This window comes from Streptomyces sp. NPDC001153 (assembly GCF_053598315.1).
The window spans coordinates 225,218-240,010 of record NZ_JBSFJZ010000002.1 but is presented as its reverse complement, the minus strand read 5'-3'; the positions used below and the strand labels follow the sequence as shown (position 1 = coordinate 240,010).

Genomic DNA, 14,793 nt, shown 5'->3' with positions numbered 1-14,793 from the left:
CCGGCCGTAACCTTCATGCATGACCGAGGTTGCAGTGCGGGTGCGGGGGCTCTGGAAGCGGTTCGGGCAGCAGGTTGCCGTCGGGGGGATCGATCTCGATCTGCCCGCCGGGAAGTTCATCGGGCTGGTCGGGCCCAACGGCGCCGGCAAGACCACGACTCTCTCCATGGTGACCGGACTCCTGCGGCCCGACGACGGGGCCGTGGAGGTCGTCGGCCACGACGTCTGGCGCGACCCGGTCGCCGTCAAGGCGCGCATCGGGGTGCTGCCCGAGGGACTGAGGCTGTTCGAGCGGCTGTCGGGGCGGGAGCTGCTCGGGTACGCGGGGCGGCTGCGCGGACTGCCGGGGGCCGAGGTCGACAAGCGGGCCACGCAGCTGCTGGACGTCCTCGACCTGGCCGGCGCCCAGCACAAGCTCGTCGTCGACTACTCGACCGGCATGCGCAAGAAGATCGGGCTCGCCGCCGCACTGCTGCACAACCCCGAGGTGCTCTTCCTGGACGAACCCTTCGAGGGCGTCGACCCCGTGTCCGCGCAGACCATCCGCGGCGTCCTGGAGCGGTACACCGCCTCCGGCGCCACCGTCGTCTTCTCCTCCCACGTCATGGAGCTGGTCGAGTCGCTGTGCGACTGGGTCGCGGTGATGGCGGCCGGACGCATCCGCGCGACCGGCCCGCTGGCAGAGGTGCGCGGCACCCATCCCACCCTCCAGGGGGCGTTCCTGGAGCTGGTCGGGGCGAACCGCCGGGACGCCGGGTCCGATCTGGACTGGCTGGGCGGCGGAGCGGCCCGATGACGCACCTCACCTCCACCGTCGTACGGCTGAAACTCTCACTTCTGCGGGGCGGACTGCGGCAGTCCGGGGGCCGTCGGGCCGCGTTCGTCTTCTCGGCGGTCATCGCGGTCCTGTTCGCCCTGCTGCAACTGCTGGGGCTGCTCGCACTGCACGGACACGCGCACGCCGACGCCGTCGCCGTCCCGGGTACGGCCGTGCTGGCACTGGGCTGGGCGGTGCTGCCGCTGTTCTTCCCGACCGGCGACGAGACCCTGGACCCGACCCGGCTGGTGATGCTCCCGCTGCGTCCCCGTCCGCTGGTCCGGGCGCTGCTCGCGGCCTCCCTGGTCGGCATCGGCCCGCTGTTCACCCTGCTGGTCCTGGCGGGCTGCACGCTGTCGCTGGCCGACGGCGCAGCCGGGTACGTCGTCTCCGTCCTCGCCGTGGCCCTCGCCCTGCTCGTCTGCGTGGCCCTGGCACGTGCCGTCGCCACGGCCAACGTGCGGCTGCTGACCAGCAGGAAGGGCCGCGACCTGGCCGTGCTGAGCGGGCTGGTGATCGCCATCGGGGCGCAGCTGGTCAACTTCGGGGCGCGGCAGCTGGGTTCGGCCGGGCTCGGCCAGCTGCAGCCGGTCGCGGACGTGCTCTCCTGGGTGCCGCCGGCATCGGCGGTGGCGGCGGTGCACGCGGCAAGCCAGGGCTCGTACGGCGTCGCGGCCGCCCAACTCGCCGTCACCGCGGCCGGGTTGGCGGCGCTGATCGCCGTGTGGGCGCGGACCCTGACCCGGCTGATGACCGCGCCCGACGCCTCCACACTGCAGCCGGTCGACGCCGGGAGCCGCGGCCGCTCGGCCGCCGGACTCGGCCGCCTGCTGCCGCGGGGCCGCACGGGCACGGTCATGGAACGCAGCCTGCGCTACATCTGGCGCGACCCGAAGACCAAGGCCGCCTGGGTGACCTCGCTGGCGATCGGGCTGATCGTGCCGGTGCTCAACGCGGTGCAGGGCACCGGATCGATCTACTTCGCGTGCTTCGCCGCCGGGATGCTCGGCATCCAGATGTACAACCAGTTCGGGCAGGACACCTCCGCGTTCTGGATGGTGGCCATGACCGTCTCCTCCCCCCGGGACGCGTACGAGGAACTGCGCGGCCGCGCCCTGGCCCTGCTGCTGATCACCCTCCCCTACGCCGCGCTCGTGACGGTGGTGACGACGGCCCTGCTCGGCGCCTGGCCCCGGCTGCCGGAGGTGCTCGGGCTGTCCTTCGCCCTGCTCGGGGCGATGCTCGCGACCGGCGCCTGGACCTCGGCCCGCTTCCCCTACTCCATCCCCCAGGAGGGCCACAAGAACGTCGTCCCCGGCCAGGCGGGCCTCGCCTGGATCTCGATCTTCGGCGGCATGGTCTCGGCGGCCCTGCTCTGCTCCCCCGTCCTCGCCCTCACCATCTGGCTCCATGTGAGCGCGGGCGGGGAGGACTGGCAGTGGGTGCTGCTGCCGGCGGGGGCGGCGTACGGCGCGGGGCTCACCCTGGGGGGCCTGCGCCTGGCAGCTCCGAGAACTGCGGCACGGCTCCCGGAGATCCTGGCGGCTGTGAGCAAGGGTTAGAGGATTGCAGTCCCCTGGGAGGCGCCGGGACCTGCAGCTCCCCAGGGGCGCGGGGCTGTGTCTGATATGCGGCTCCGCCGCGTGGGCGCGATCAGCCACGAAGGACCCGCACTCGCCGACGAAAGCCCAACCCAGCAGACGAAACCGCGCCCTCAAACCCCGAGCACCCGATCAAGAAACGGCGAGACAGCCCCACGCCAGGCCGCCGGCAGGTCGTAGTGCGCAAGATGCCCGGCATCGGAGACCTCCGCGTACTCCCCGGCCGGCAGCACCCGCACCATCTCCTGCGCCTCCGCCCGCCCCAGCTCCCCGTCCACCCCACGCACCACCAGCGTCGGGCACCGGACCTGGGCCAGCTCCTCCCAGTGCGCGTCGTACACCCAGGTCTCCCGGGACCTGAGCATCTGCTCCGGCTCGAACACCGGCCGCCAGCCGTCGGGGCGCTCGTGCATCACCTCGGCGTAGAACTCCCCGCGTGCCGGATTCGGCCGCTCCACCCAGGGATCGTCCTCACCGAACCACTTGCGCACGTCGGCCAGCGTGGCGAAGGGGACCGGCCAGGCCCTGAACCACGCCGCCCACTCCCGCTGCGAGGCCGCCCCCAGGGCGGAGGCCCGCATGTCGCAGATGATCAGGCCCCGGACCAGTTCGGGGCGCTTCGCGGCGAGCTGCCAGGCGGTCAGCGCGCCCATGGCGTGTCCGACGAGGAGCGCGGGGGCGAGGCCGAGCTGTTCCAGGGCGGCCTCGGCGTCCTCGACATAGGCCTCGCGGGTGTAGGCGGCCTGCGGGGGCTTCTCGCTCTGGCCGTGTCCGCGCTGGTCGAGGGCCACGGCACGGTGGCGCGCGGCGAGCCAGCGGGCGGTGGAGGCCCAGTGGGAGGCACGGCCCATCAGGCCGTGAAGTAACAGCACGCCCGGGGCGCCGGGCGCGGTGTCCGCCCGGCCGTTCACCCGATCGCCCGCCGGGTCGAGTCCCGTCTTGGGAGGGTCGGCGAACTCCCAGGCGGCCAGGCGCACCCCACCCGCTCCCGTCACGTCGATACGCCGTGCCATGGGCCTGGCACCCCCCAGCTCCGCCTGCCTCGTACCGGTGTACTGCCGTACTCGCTCGTACTCGCTGCTGTCGCTGACGTGCTTGTCGTCGTGCTCGTCGTGCTTGTCCTGCCGCCGCAGACTATCGAATGCCCATTCGAAAAATCCGTCTCTGCGGACAACACCCCTCATTCGAGTGACCCCCCTCAAGGAATGATCGCCGCCATCGAGGGGATCTCTTCTGGCGGGAGGCGGACCGCTCGGGGAAAAACGGTCCGAGGGGGATGACCCTGGGAGCTCGGGGCTCCGGGTCATCACAGGGGAGGACAGGCCCCGGCGCCACAAGGCGCCGGGGCCCTCTCATGCTCAGCGCTTGGCGACGAACACATGCGAGGCGACGTCCGCCTCCAGCTCGGCCGCCTCGCCACCGCTGCCCACCAGCACACCGCCGGCCGACTCCGTCACGCTCACCACGGAACCGGGCTGCACACCCGCGCGCCGCAGCGTGTACATCAGCTGCGCGTCCGTCTGGATCGGCTCGCCGATACGGCGGACGACGACCGTCTTGCCGTCCGTGCCCGCGTCCAGATCCGCCAGCGAGACCATGCTCTCGTCCAGGAACGGGTCGGCGCCGTCCTTCTCGCCCAGCTCCTCCAGGCCCGGGATCGGGTTGCCGTACGGCGACTCGGTGGGGTGGCGCAGCAGTTCCAGCACGCGGCGCTCCACCGCCTCGCTCATCACGTGCTCCCAGCGGCAGGCCTCCGCGTGCACCTGCTCCCACTCCAGGCCGATCACGTCGACGAGCAGACACTCGGCCAGCCGGTGCTTGCGCATCACGCGCGTGGCGAGCCTGCGGCCCTCGTCGGTCAGCTCCAGGTGACGGTCGCTGGCGACGGAGACGAGCCCGTCGCGCTCCATGCGCGCCACCGTCTGGCTCACCGTCGGCCCGCTCTGGTCGAGCCGCTCCGCGATACGGGCGCGCATGGGCACGACGCCTTCCTCTTCCAGCTCGAGGATGGTGCGGAGATACATCTCCGTGGTGTCGATCAGTCCGGACATACGTGCCCCTCGATTACCTCTGCCGGCACCCCGGCGCGTGCGCTGGCCCTGTCACCAATTCTGCCGGATCCCACTGACAAGCGGGGGCCGCGCGGGAAACGGGGGCAGCCGAGAGGCTGCGGCCGTCGACCGGTGCGGGTCCGCGGGTGGCGGATGTGTCCAATCTTGTGGGACCAATCTTGCGGGAACAGGATGTGTGCTGGGTCACGTTCCAGTTGAATGAAGGCCACTGAGCGAACCGTGCGCCGCAAGCGCGCCGACGCAGTCTCCAGGGGGTCCAGGTGAGTGCTTCCCGGCGGAGTGGGACCACCGACGAACTGGGGCCGGACGAGCCCGGTGAGTCAGGCGGATCCGATCTGCTCGCCGCGCTGCTCGACGGCATGGACGCGGCCCTGTGCGCGTTCGACGCCGACGGCGTCGTCACGCACTGGAACCGGGAGGCCGAGCGGATCCTCGGCTGGACGGCCGCCGAGGCGGTCGGACGGCAGGGGTTCGCCGGATGGGCGGTACGCAGCGCCGACGCCGAGGAGGTGCAGGCCCGGCTGATGTCGGCGATGCACGCCCCCGGACGGCAGGTGCACGAGTTCGCGCTGGTCACGAAGGACGGCGGGCGAGTCCTCGTGCGGACCCAGTCCGCCGCCGTGCGCGGGCCCGACGGAAAGCCCGCCGGGGTGTACTGCGCGTTCAGCGAGGTCCACGCGCAGATCGATCTGGAGCGGTCGATCGCGCTGAGCGAGGCGCTGTTCGAGGACGCCGCCTGGGGAGTCGTCCTCATCGACGCCGACCTGCGGCCCGCCGTCGTCAACGCACACGCGGCCCGTGCGCTCGGCATCGGACGTACCTCCGCGCTCGGCCGGCCGCTCGGCGAGCTGCTCGCGCAGGGCGTGGAGGAGCTGGAGGCCGCGCTCACCCATGTGCTGGCCGAGGGCGCGCCGCCCGCGCCCGCCGAGATGTGGGTGACCGTGCGCACCCAGGGGAGCGAGAAGCGGCGCTGCTGGCGCAGCGGTTTCGTACGGCTGGCCTCGCCGCTCGCGGAGGAACCGGTACCGCTCGGCGTCGGCTGGCTGTTCCAGGACGTCACCGAGGCCAAGCAGGGCGAGCAGGAGGCGGCCCTGCTGCGCTTTCGCACCAACCAGCTGCACCGGGCCGCGCGTGCCGCCGCCGAGTGCGAGGACCCGGCCGAGGCGGCCATCGTCCACCTGGACTTCGCCCTCGCCGGCTTCGCCGACCACGCGTTGATCGACCGCGCGGTGCCTTCCCCGCGCTCGGGCGGTTCGCAGGGTTCGGAGGACGGGGAGGCGGCCGTACGGCTGGTACGGCTCGCCGCGACGCCCGCCGGAGCGCCGGGACCGAGCCTGCTGACCGGCGCGGCCGGGCTGCCCGTGCGCTACGAGCCGGGCCATCCGGCGCTGCAGTGCGTGGAGCGGTCCGGGGTCGTGCGCGCGGACGCCGGGCCGGTCCCGGCGCAGCGGGCGCAGGAGTGGGCACTGGCCCGGCAGTGGCCCGGCGACGCGGTGCACGCCCTGTGCGCGGTGCTGCGCAGCCGGGGGCGGACGCTGGGCGTGGTGACCTTCCTGCGCGGCTCCGGCCGCAGCCGCTTCGAGCGGTCCGACACGGCCTACGCGGAGGACGTGGCGGTCCGCATCGCGGCGGCGCTGGACCTGGCGGGCGCGGTGGCGCAGAAGTAGGCGTTCCGGGAGGCCTACGGGTGGCTCCCGGTGATTCCCGGGTGGTCTCTCAGCGCCGGTAGAAGATCCGGTCGCCGTACTCCCGCATCACCCGGCCGTTCCACTCGTGGCCGCCGTCGACGTTGCCGGAGCGCAGGAGCGGGGGTTCGATGCCCCGGTCGGCGAGGGCGGCGGCGGCGGTCGCCATGACGGCCTGCATCAGGGCAGTGGTGACGACCGTGGAGGCGGGGGCGAAGGGCGCCGGAATGGTGTCCAGGGTGAGCTCCGCGTCACCGACGCCGATCTTCGAGTCCAGGACGATGTCGCAGTGGTCCTTCAGGAAGGTGCCGGAGGCGTGCCGGGAGGTGGTCTGCGCGGCGTACGCGACCGAGGTGACGCCGATGACCTTCACGCCGAGGGCGCGGGCGTTCTGGGCCATCTCCACGGGCAGGGCGTTGCGGCCGGAGAGGGAGATGATCACCAGGGCGTCGCCGGAGCGGACCGGTGAGGTGTCCAGGACGGCACTCGCGAGGCCGTCGACGCGTTCGAGGGCGGAGCCGAGGGTGGCCGGGGTGACGTCGACGCCGACGACGCCGGGGACGGCGAGCAGGTTCATCAGGGCGAGTCCGCCGGCGCGGTAGACGACGTCCTGGGCGGCCAGCGAGGAGTGCCCGGCGCCGAAGGCGAACAGCCGGCCGCCGGCGGCGACGGTGTCGGCGAGCAGGGTGCCGGCCGCGGCGATCGACTCGGCCTCCTCCTCACGGACCCGTCGCAACAGGCCGATCGCGGCGTCGAAGAACAGGTCGGCAGGCGTGCCGTCGCTCATGCGGTGCCCCTTCGCAGCGTCTGTGTCGCGGATCACCGTGCGGTCTGGACCAGTGCGGTGTCAATACGGCCGTTCACGGCTGCTCCGGCGGGGCGACGGCACGGATTTCCGGCGCGGCCGGAAGCCCCTCCGTCAGGATCTCCGAAAAACAGTTGAGCTCTCCCCGGCCGCTTCCTAGGCTGTGGCTCAAGCAGAAGGGAGGTGATCGGGTAAATGAGTGAAACCCGGACGCGCGAGGTGGCTGCGGGCTAGCGGCTCGCCACCACACCCAGTGCGGTGCCGGACCAGCGTGTGTGCGAAACACGCAGCCGGCCGAATCCAACGCAGTCACCCGACCCGCGGGCTGCCGGTACGTCCGGCCGGCTCCTCCTCGAGGAACCCAGCCCGCGGGTCGTCTGCGTTTGCGGGCCGCCTTCAGGGGGCCAGGCGCTCGACCTTCCAGGTGCCGTCCGGCCGGGCGACGTAGCGCAGGCGGTCGTGGAGGCGGTTCACGCGGCCCTGCCAGAACTCGATGGTCTCCGGGGTGATGCGGAAGCCGCCCCAGTGCGGGGGGACCGGGACCTGTTCGTCCTCGGGGTAGCGGGCCTGGAGTTCGGCGTAGGCGGTGTCCAGTTCGGCGCGGGAGGCGATCACCGTGGACTGGGCGCTGGCCCAGGCGCCGAGCTGGGAGCCGTGCGGGCGGGTGCGGAAGTAGGCGGCGGTCTCGTCGCGGCCGGTGCGGTGGGCGGTGCCGGTGACGATGACCTGGCGGGCCAGCGGGTGCCAGGGGAAGAGCAGCGCGATGTGCGGGTTCTCCGCGAGGTCGCGGGCCTTGCGGGAGTCGTAGTTGGTGTAGAAGACGAAGCCCTCGGTGTCGAACTGCTTCATCAGGACCGTGCGCGAGCTGGGGCGGCCTGCTGCGTCCGCCGTGGAGACGACCATCGCGTTGGGCTCGTAGACGGTGCCGTGCAGCGCCGCCCGGGCGGCGTCCTCGAACCAGCGGGCGAACTGGTCCATGGGGTGGGTGGCGAGGTTCTGTTCGGCGAGGCCTTCCGCCCGGTACTGCTTGCGCATGGCGGCGGGATCGAGGGCGGGGTCCAGGAGCGGGTCGCGGTCGGTCACGCGGTCATCCTGCCGTATCGAACGCCACTGGCACTCAGTGTCGTACGGACTCCCCAAGTCTGGCACCGGGGGTTATCGTGCTGGTCCCCCTTGCGGTTTGGGTGACCACGGGCTGAACGGGGCATCACCGGGGTGACCACCGCCGATCACATCACGAGGAGCCGCCTGATGTCCGATTTCGTACCCGGGCTCGAGGGAGTCGTAGCGTTCGAGACGGAGATCGCCGAGCCGGACAAGGAAGGCGGCGCCCTGCGGTACCGGGGCGTCGACATCGAGGATCTGGTCGGTCATGTCTCGTTCGGGAATGTGTGGGGGCTGCTGGTCGACGGGGCGTTCAATCCGGGTCTGCCGCCCGCCGAGCCGTTTCCGATCCCGGTGCACTCCGGTGACATCCGCGTGGACGTGCAGTCGGCGCTCGCCATGCTGGCCCCGGTGTGGGGGCTGAAACCGCTGCTCGACATCGACGAGCACCAGGCGCGGGAGGATCTGGCGCGGGCCGCCGTGATGGCGCTGTCGTACGTCGCCCAGTCGGCGCGCGGGCAGACGCTGCCGATGGTGCCGCAGCGGGAGATCGACAAGGCGACGTCGGTCGTGGAGCGGTTCATGATCCGCTGGCGGGGTGAGCCGGATCCCCGGCATGTCGCCGCCGTGGACGCCTACTGGACGTCCGCGGCCGAGCACGGGATGAATGCCTCGACCTTCACCGCGCGGGTCATCGCCTCGACCGGGGCCGATGTCGCCGCGGCGCTGTCGGGGGCGGTCGGGGCGATGTCGGGGCCGCTGCACGGGGGTGCGCCCTCGCGTGTGCTCGGGATGATCGAGGAGATCGAGCGGACGGGGGATGCGGAGGCGTACGTCCGGCAGACCCTGGACCGGGGTGAGCGGCTGATGGGGTTCGGGCACCGGGTGTACCGGGCCGAGGATCCGCGGGCGCGGGTGCTGCGGCGTACGGCGCGGGAACTGGGTGCTCCGCGGTTCGAGGTCGCCGAGGCCCTGGAGAAGGCGGCGCTGGAGGAGTTGCACAACCGTCGGCCGGATCGGGTGCTGGCCACCAACGTGGAGTTCTGGGCCGCGATCATGCTGGACTTCGCCGAGGTGCCGGCGCACATGTTCACGTCGATGTTCACGTGCGCCCGCACCGCCGGGTGGTCGGCGCACATCCTGGAGCAGAAGCGGACGGGGAGGCTGGTGCGGCCCTCGGCCCGGTATGTGGGCCCCGGGCCGCGTCGGCCGGAGGACATCGAGGGGTACGGGGAGATCGCCCACTGAGGGGGAGACAGCCCCGCGCCCCTGAAAATCGGGCCCTCCGGGCCCTGGTTTTCATGCGGCCGCAAGCAGACCCGCATGGTGCCGTTCCGCGACCAGCGGATGCGCCCTCAGCTTGCCCTTGAGTTCGTTGTAGCCGTACTCGGCGTACAGGGGGTTGGCCGGGTCGGTGGTGATGCCCGGGGCCTTCGACGCGTGCGGGAACGGCAGGGGTTCGACCCTGGCGTCCAGGCGGGGGTTGTAGAAGAACGGGACGGAGAAGCGTTCCGTGGCTCCGGGCGGGCTGACCACGCGGTGGTTGGTGGCGAGGAGGTAGCCGTTGGTGGCGACTTCCAGGAGTTCGCCGAGGTTGACGACGAAGGCGCCGTCGAGGGGCGGGACTTCGTGGAAGAGGCCGTCCTCGCGCTGGACCTGGAGGCCACCGACGGTGTCCTGCAGGAGCAGGGTCAGGAAGCCGTAGTCCTTGTGGGCGCCCACGCCCTGGTCGGTGCCGTCGCCCGCGCTGCCGGGGTAGCGGACGAGCTTGAGGTGCGGGTGGGCACGGTCGCCGAAGATCGGGTCGTAGAAACCGGCGGGGGCGCCGATGGCGGCGAGGAGTTCGTGCAGGAGGCGGTCCGCGACCGAGCTGAGCCTGTCGATCCAGGCCAGGACCGCGGTGCGCAGCTCGGGGAGGGCGGTGGGCCACTGGTTGGGGCCCTGGAGCCACCAGTACGGGGGTTCGCCGGGGGCGGGGACGCGGACGGGGCGTTCGGCGCCTATGTCGAGCTGGTCGCGCCAGTCGCGGGCGCCGGCGGTGCGTTCGTCGCCGGTGCGGGTGTAGCCGCGGAAGTGCGGGGAGTTCACGTTGTCCAGGGCGAGCCGGTCGGCCTCGGGGAGGGCGAAGAAGGCGCGCATGGCGGTGAGCAGCGCGTCGGTCTCGGCCCGGGTCACGCCGTGTCCGACGAGCTGGAAGAAGCCCACGTCGTGGGCGGCGCTGTGCAGCTGGGCGTGGAGCAGGGCGCGGGCCTGGGGGCCGCGGCCGGCGGCCGACAGGTCGATGATGGGGAGCTGGTCGTACGACGGGGTCGTCGTGGAGTACGTCGAAGCGGTGTGCGTCGTCATGGGTGCGTCCACGGGGTGTGTGGGCCATGGGCAGGCCGCCGCGGGTGTGGGCGGCGTCGCCCCGGATGCCGTAAGAAGATGCCGTAAGAAGGCGGGAGAAAAGAGGCTGAATCAGGCCGAAGGCCGACAGCCCATGCTCGTGACGCGCACGTAGTCCACGTGGCGGCGGCGGACGAGCATCGGAAGCATGGGGCAAGGGTACTGCTCCGTGCCGGATACGGGTGTGGCCCGTTTCACTCTCCGTCGGCTCAGCCGAGGGCCTGTTCGAGCAGGTCGGCCCACTGGGCGACGACGCGGGCGCGGCGGGCGGTGTCGTCGGTGAGGAGGTTGGCGAGGCCGAGGCCGCGGGCCATGTCGAGGAGGCCCTGGACGGTTTCGCGGACTCCGGGGCGGGTCTCGTCGGCGCCGAGGAGGTCGACGGCGATGCGGTGGGTCTCGCGGCCGACGCGGGCCTCCAGTTCGGTCACCCGGGTGCGCAGCTGGTCCTCGTTGGAGGCGGCGACCCACAGGTGCAGGGCGGCGCGGAAGAGGGGGCCGGTGTAGAGGTCGACGAGGGCGGCGACGACGGCGCGGCGGTCGGCGGGGCCGGCCGGGAAGAGCTCCCGGAGGGCGGTGGAGCGCTCTTCGGCGACGTATTCGACGGCGGCCGTGAACAGGTCCTCGCGGGTGGGGAAATGGTGCTGGGCGGCGCCGCGGGAGACTCCGGCGCGTTCGGCGACGACGGCGACGGTGGAGCCTGCCCAGCCGTGTTCGGCCAGGCAGGCCACGGCGGCCTCGAGGAGCCGCTGCCGGGTGGCCCGGCTGCGGTCCTGCTTGGGGGCGCGGTCGCGCTCCCTGGGCAGGCCGTCGCGTTGCGCCGTCGTGCTCATCCGGTCACACCACCCATGCCGCGTCCCGTCTTTCCAGGAAGGCCGTCATCCCCTCCCGGGCCTGGGCGGAGGAGAACAGCCGGGCCGAGAGCGCGGTCAGATCCGCCGCGTCCCGGTCGAATGTTTCCAGCACCCTAGCCGTGAGCAGCTGTTTCGTCTCGGCCAGGCCCTGGGGTGAGGAGCGGCGCAGACCGTCGAGGATGGGGGCGAGGGCCTCGTCCACGTCGTCGCCGGTGACGGTGAGGAGTCCGACGTGCACGGCCTCGCGGGCGTCGAAGCGTTCTCCGGTGAGGAAGTATCGGGCGAGGGCGCGGGGGTCGGCGCGCGGGACCACGGGGAGGGAGATCACCGCGGGGGCGACGCCGATGCGGACCTCGGTGAAGGCGAAGGTGGCCTCGGCGGAGGCGGCGGCGATGTCGCAGGCGGCGAGGAGGCCGAGGCCGCCCGCGCGGACGTGGCCGGTGACCCGGGCGACGACGGGTTTGCGCAGTTCGAGGATCTGCCGGAGCAGGCCGGTGAGCGCGTCCGGGTGCGGCGGGTCGCGCAGGTCGGCGCCGGCGCAGAAGGTGGAGCCGGTGTGGGTGAGGACGACGGCGCGGACGTCCGGGTCCTTGCCGCAGTCGGTGAGGGCGTCGGCGAGGTCGGAGACGAGGGCCGCCGAGAGGGCGTTGCGGGTGTCGGTGGCGTCGAGGCTGAGGGTCTCGACGGCACGCGCGCGTGTGCGGCTGATCATTGTCACGGCAGCTCCCTCAGTTCCCGGCGCAGGATCTTGCCGGAGGCGGCGCGGGGGACGGTGTCGATGAAGGTGATCCGGCGGACCCGTTTGTAGGGTGCCACCCGTTCGGCGACGTACAACATGATCTCGTGTTCCGTCAGCTCCTCGGCGGCGTCGGGCCGGCGGACGACGAAGGCGTGCGGGACTTCGTTGCCGTCGTCGTAGGAGCCGATGACGGCGGCGTCGGTTATGCCGGGGTGGGCGAGCAGCAGGGCCTCCAGTTCGGCGGGGGCCACCTGGAAGCCCTTGTACTTGATGAGTTCCTTCACCCGGTCCACGACGAACAGCCAGCCGTCCTCGTCGACGTGTCCGACGTCCCCGGTGTGCAGCCAGCCGTCGGTGTCGATCAGCGCGGCGGTGGCGTCGGGGCGGCCGAGGTAGCCCTTCATCACCTGGGGGCCGCGGATCAGGATCTCGCCGCGCTCGCCGGTGCCGAGGTCCTTGTCGGGGTCGTCCAGGGAGACGATGCGCATCTCGGTGCCGGCGATGAGCCTGCCGACGGTGCCGGCGGGGGCGTCGTGGAGCCGGTCGAGGGGGACGACGTGGGTGCCGGGGGACAGTTCGGTCATGCCGTAGGCCTGGCCGATCGGGGGCAGGCCGAGCCGCTGTGAGCAGGCGCGGGCGAGTGCGGCGTCCAGCGGGGCGGCGGCGCTGATGACGTACTTCAGGGAGGAGAGGTCGTAGCGGGCGACGGCCGGGTGCTTGGCGAGGGCGAGGACGATGGGCGGGGCGACGTACAGGCCGGTGATGCGGTGGGTCTCGATGGCCGCGAGGAAGGTCTCCAGGTCGAAGCGGGGCAGGACGACGACCGTGGCGCCCTTGCGCAGGGGCGCGTTCATCAGGGCGGTGAGCCCGTAGATGTGGAAGAAGGGCAGGACGGCCAGGATGCGGTCGCCGGGGGCGGTCGGTACGGCGGGCTCCAGCTGGGCGAGGTTGGTGGCGATCTGCCGGTGGGTGAGCATCACGCCTTTCGGCACGCCGGTGGTGCCGGAGGAGTACGGCAGCGCGGCGATGTCCTCGGCCGGGTCGAAGGCGAGCTGCGGCTCGGGGGCGGCGGTGGCCTGCATGTCGATCAGGGAGCGGTGCCCGGACGCGCTGTCGCACACGAAGATCTCCCGTACGCCGCCCGCGAGTTCGGCGGCGCGGCGCGCGGTCCCCAGCAGCGGTGAGACGGTGACGATCCAGCGCGCGCCGCTGTCGCCGAGCTGTTTGGCGAACTCCTCGGGCGTGGCGAGCGGGTGCACGGCGGTGACGGAGGCACCCGCGCGCGTGGCGGCGTAGAAGGCGGTCGGGAAGGCGATGGTGTTGGGGCTGTGCAGGGCGAGGACGTCGCCCTTGCGGACGCCCGCGTCGGCGAGACCGGCGGCGACGCGCCGGTGGAACCGGTCCACCTGCTGGTACGTGAGCGTGGTGCCGTCCGTGCCGTCGATCAGGGCGGGGCGCTCGCCGAACTCGGCGGCGCGGCCCAGGACGGCCTCGTGGATGGGGAGTGCTACGGGCGGAACGTCTGCGTACTCGCTGCGGAACACGGTTCCTCCAGGCGGATGCGGCGGCCTAGTACGACTTGGGCAGACCGAGGCTCTGATGGGAGACGTAGTTGAGAATCATCTCCCGGCTCACCGGAGCAATACGAGCCACGCGTGCGGCCGTTATCAGCGAGGCGAGCCCGAACTCGCGGGTGAGCCCGTTGCCGCCGAGGGTGTGCACGGCCTGGTCGACGGCCTTCACGCAGGCCTCACCGGCGGCGTACTTGGCCATGTTGGCGGCCTCGCCCGCGCCGATGTCGTCACCGGCGTCGTAGAAGTGGGCCGCCTTCTGCATCATCAGCCGGGCCAGTTCCAGGTCGATGTGCGCCTGTGCCAGGGGGTGGGCGATGGCCTGGTGGGCGCCGATCGGGGACTTCCAGACGGTACGGTCGCGGGCGTACTCGATGGCCTTGGACAGGGCGTACCGGCCCATCCCGATGGCGAACGCGGCGGTCATGATCCGCTCGGGGTTCAGCCCGGCGAACAGTTGCAGCAGACCGGCGTCCTCGTCGCCGACGAGCGCGTCGGCGGGCAGCCGTACGTCGTCCAGGACCAGCTCGAACTGTTTCTCGGCGGCGGCCAGTTCCATGTCGATCGGCCGCTTCTGGAAGCCCTCTGCGTCCGTCGGGACGATGAACAGGCAGGGCTTGAGGCGTCCGGTGCGGGCGTCCTCGGTACGGCCGACGATCAGGACGGCGTCGGCCATGTCGACACCGGAGATGAAGACCTTGCGGCCGGTGAGGAGCCAGTCGGCGCCGTCGCGGCGGGCGGTGGTGGTGATGCGGTGGCTGTTGGAGCCGGCGTCGGGTTCGGTGATGCCGAAGGCCATGAGGCGGGTGCCGTCGGCGATGCCGGGGAGCCAGGTCTGCTTCTGAGCCTCTGTACCGAAGCGGGAGATGACCGTTCCGCAGATGGCCGGGGACACGACGAGCATGAGCAGGGGTGAGCCTGCGGCACCCAGTTCCTCGAGCACTATGGAGAGTTCGGTGATGCCGCCGCCTCCGCCGCCGTATCCCTCCGGCAGGTTGACGCCGAGGTAGCCGAGTTTTCCGGCCTCGGACCAGAGTTCGGTGGGGGGCTTTCCGGCGGCGACCGTCTGCACGAGGTAGTCGCGTCCGTAGCGTTTGCCGAGGGCGGCCACCGCCGAGCGGAGGGCTTTGTGCTCTTCGGTTTCGATGACGGGAGACATGAGG

Annotated in this window: 13 protein-coding genes; 4 read left to right on the top strand and 9 right to left on the bottom strand. The window is 72.1% G+C overall.

What is annotated here, in order from left to right:
- Positions 1-19 precede the first annotated feature (19 nt).
- Both ACWDEN_RS03130 and ACWDEN_RS03125 read left to right on the top strand, forming a co-directional pair.
- Positions 20-796 (top strand): ABC transporter ATP-binding protein, encoded by a 777-nt coding sequence (locus ACWDEN_RS03130; RefSeq protein WP_351601351.1) that lies wholly within the window; start codon positions 20-22, stop codon positions 794-796.
- Positions 793-2,379: a transporter gene (locus tag ACWDEN_RS03125; RefSeq protein WP_450856924.1), complete on the top strand. Its 1,587-nt coding sequence runs from the start codon at positions 793-795 to the stop codon at positions 2,377-2,379. Before ACWDEN_RS03130 ends, ACWDEN_RS03125 begins: the two co-directional genes overlap by 4 nt.
- Positions 2,380-2,531: 152 nt before the next feature.
- On the opposite strand, the gene ACWDEN_RS03120 is transcribed toward ACWDEN_RS03125, so the two are convergent.
- Positions 2,532-3,431 carry an alpha/beta fold hydrolase gene (locus ACWDEN_RS03120; protein ID WP_351601357.1) on the bottom strand — a complete coding sequence of 300 codons (900 nt, stop codon included), beginning with the start codon at positions 3,429-3,431 and terminating at the stop codon, positions 2,532-2,534.
- A 345-nt stretch (positions 3,432-3,776) separates the two neighbouring features.
- Positions 3,777-4,469, bottom strand: a complete 693-nt coding sequence (locus ACWDEN_RS03115; RefSeq protein WP_351601360.1) for a metal-dependent transcriptional regulator — start codon at positions 4,467-4,469, stop codon at positions 3,777-3,779.
- Positions 4,470-4,750: 281 nt separating this feature from the next.
- Here ACWDEN_RS03115 and ACWDEN_RS03110 point away from each other — a divergent pair, with 281 nt between their 5' ends.
- Positions 4,751-6,157 carry a PAS domain-containing protein gene (locus tag ACWDEN_RS03110; RefSeq protein ID WP_351601363.1) on the top strand — a complete coding sequence of 469 codons (1,407 nt, stop codon included), beginning with the start codon at positions 4,751-4,753 and terminating at the stop codon, positions 6,155-6,157.
- 49 nt (positions 6,158-6,206) lie between these two features.
- On the opposite strand, the gene ACWDEN_RS03105 is transcribed toward ACWDEN_RS03110, so the two are convergent.
- Both ACWDEN_RS03105 and pdxH read right to left on the bottom strand, forming a co-directional pair.
- Positions 6,207-6,962 (bottom strand): SIS domain-containing protein, encoded by a 756-nt coding sequence (locus ACWDEN_RS03105; protein WP_351601366.1) that lies wholly within the window; start codon positions 6,960-6,962, stop codon positions 6,207-6,209.
- Positions 6,963-7,376: 414 nt separating this feature from the next.
- A complete protein-coding gene (pdxH, locus tag ACWDEN_RS03100; protein WP_351601369.1) occupies positions 7,377-8,063 on the bottom strand; it encodes a pyridoxamine 5'-phosphate oxidase in 687 nt (228 codons plus the stop codon).
- A gap of 168 nt (positions 8,064-8,231) precedes the next feature.
- On the opposite strand from pdxH, the gene ACWDEN_RS03095 reads away from it, so the two are divergent.
- Positions 8,232-9,332 (top strand): citrate synthase 2, encoded by a 1,101-nt coding sequence (locus ACWDEN_RS03095; RefSeq protein WP_351601370.1) that lies wholly within the window; start codon positions 8,232-8,234, stop codon positions 9,330-9,332.
- 51 nt (positions 9,333-9,383) lie between these two features.
- On the opposite strand, the gene ACWDEN_RS03090 is transcribed toward ACWDEN_RS03095, so the two are convergent.
- From ACWDEN_RS03090 to ACWDEN_RS03070, 5 genes are all read right to left on the bottom strand, one after another.
- Positions 9,384-10,430, bottom strand: coding sequence for an isopenicillin N synthase family dioxygenase (locus tag ACWDEN_RS03090; RefSeq protein WP_450856920.1), 1,047 nt, complete (start codon positions 10,428-10,430; stop codon positions 9,384-9,386).
- Positions 10,431-10,678: 248 nt separating this feature from the next.
- The gene (locus ACWDEN_RS03085) at positions 10,679-11,299 is read right to left on the bottom strand and encodes a TetR/AcrR family transcriptional regulator (protein ID WP_351601375.1); all 621 of its coding nucleotides are present in this window, start codon (positions 11,297-11,299) and stop codon (positions 10,679-10,681) included.
- Positions 11,300-11,303: 4 nt separating this feature from the next.
- The gene (locus ACWDEN_RS03080) at positions 11,304-12,038 is read right to left on the bottom strand and encodes an enoyl-CoA hydratase family protein (RefSeq protein WP_450856918.1); all 735 of its coding nucleotides are present in this window, start codon (positions 12,036-12,038) and stop codon (positions 11,304-11,306) included.
- Positions 12,035-13,603 carry a 4-coumarate--CoA ligase family protein gene (locus tag ACWDEN_RS03075; RefSeq protein WP_450856916.1) on the bottom strand — a complete coding sequence of 523 codons (1,569 nt, stop codon included), beginning with the start codon at positions 13,601-13,603 and terminating at the stop codon, positions 12,035-12,037. The genes ACWDEN_RS03080 and ACWDEN_RS03075 overlap by 4 nt, the downstream gene beginning before the upstream one ends.
- Before the next feature lie 25 nt (positions 13,604-13,628).
- Positions 13,629-14,789, bottom strand: a complete 1,161-nt coding sequence (locus ACWDEN_RS03070; RefSeq protein ID WP_450856914.1) for an acyl-CoA dehydrogenase family protein — start codon at positions 14,787-14,789, stop codon at positions 13,629-13,631.
- Between the last annotated feature and the right edge of the window lie 4 nt (positions 14,790-14,793).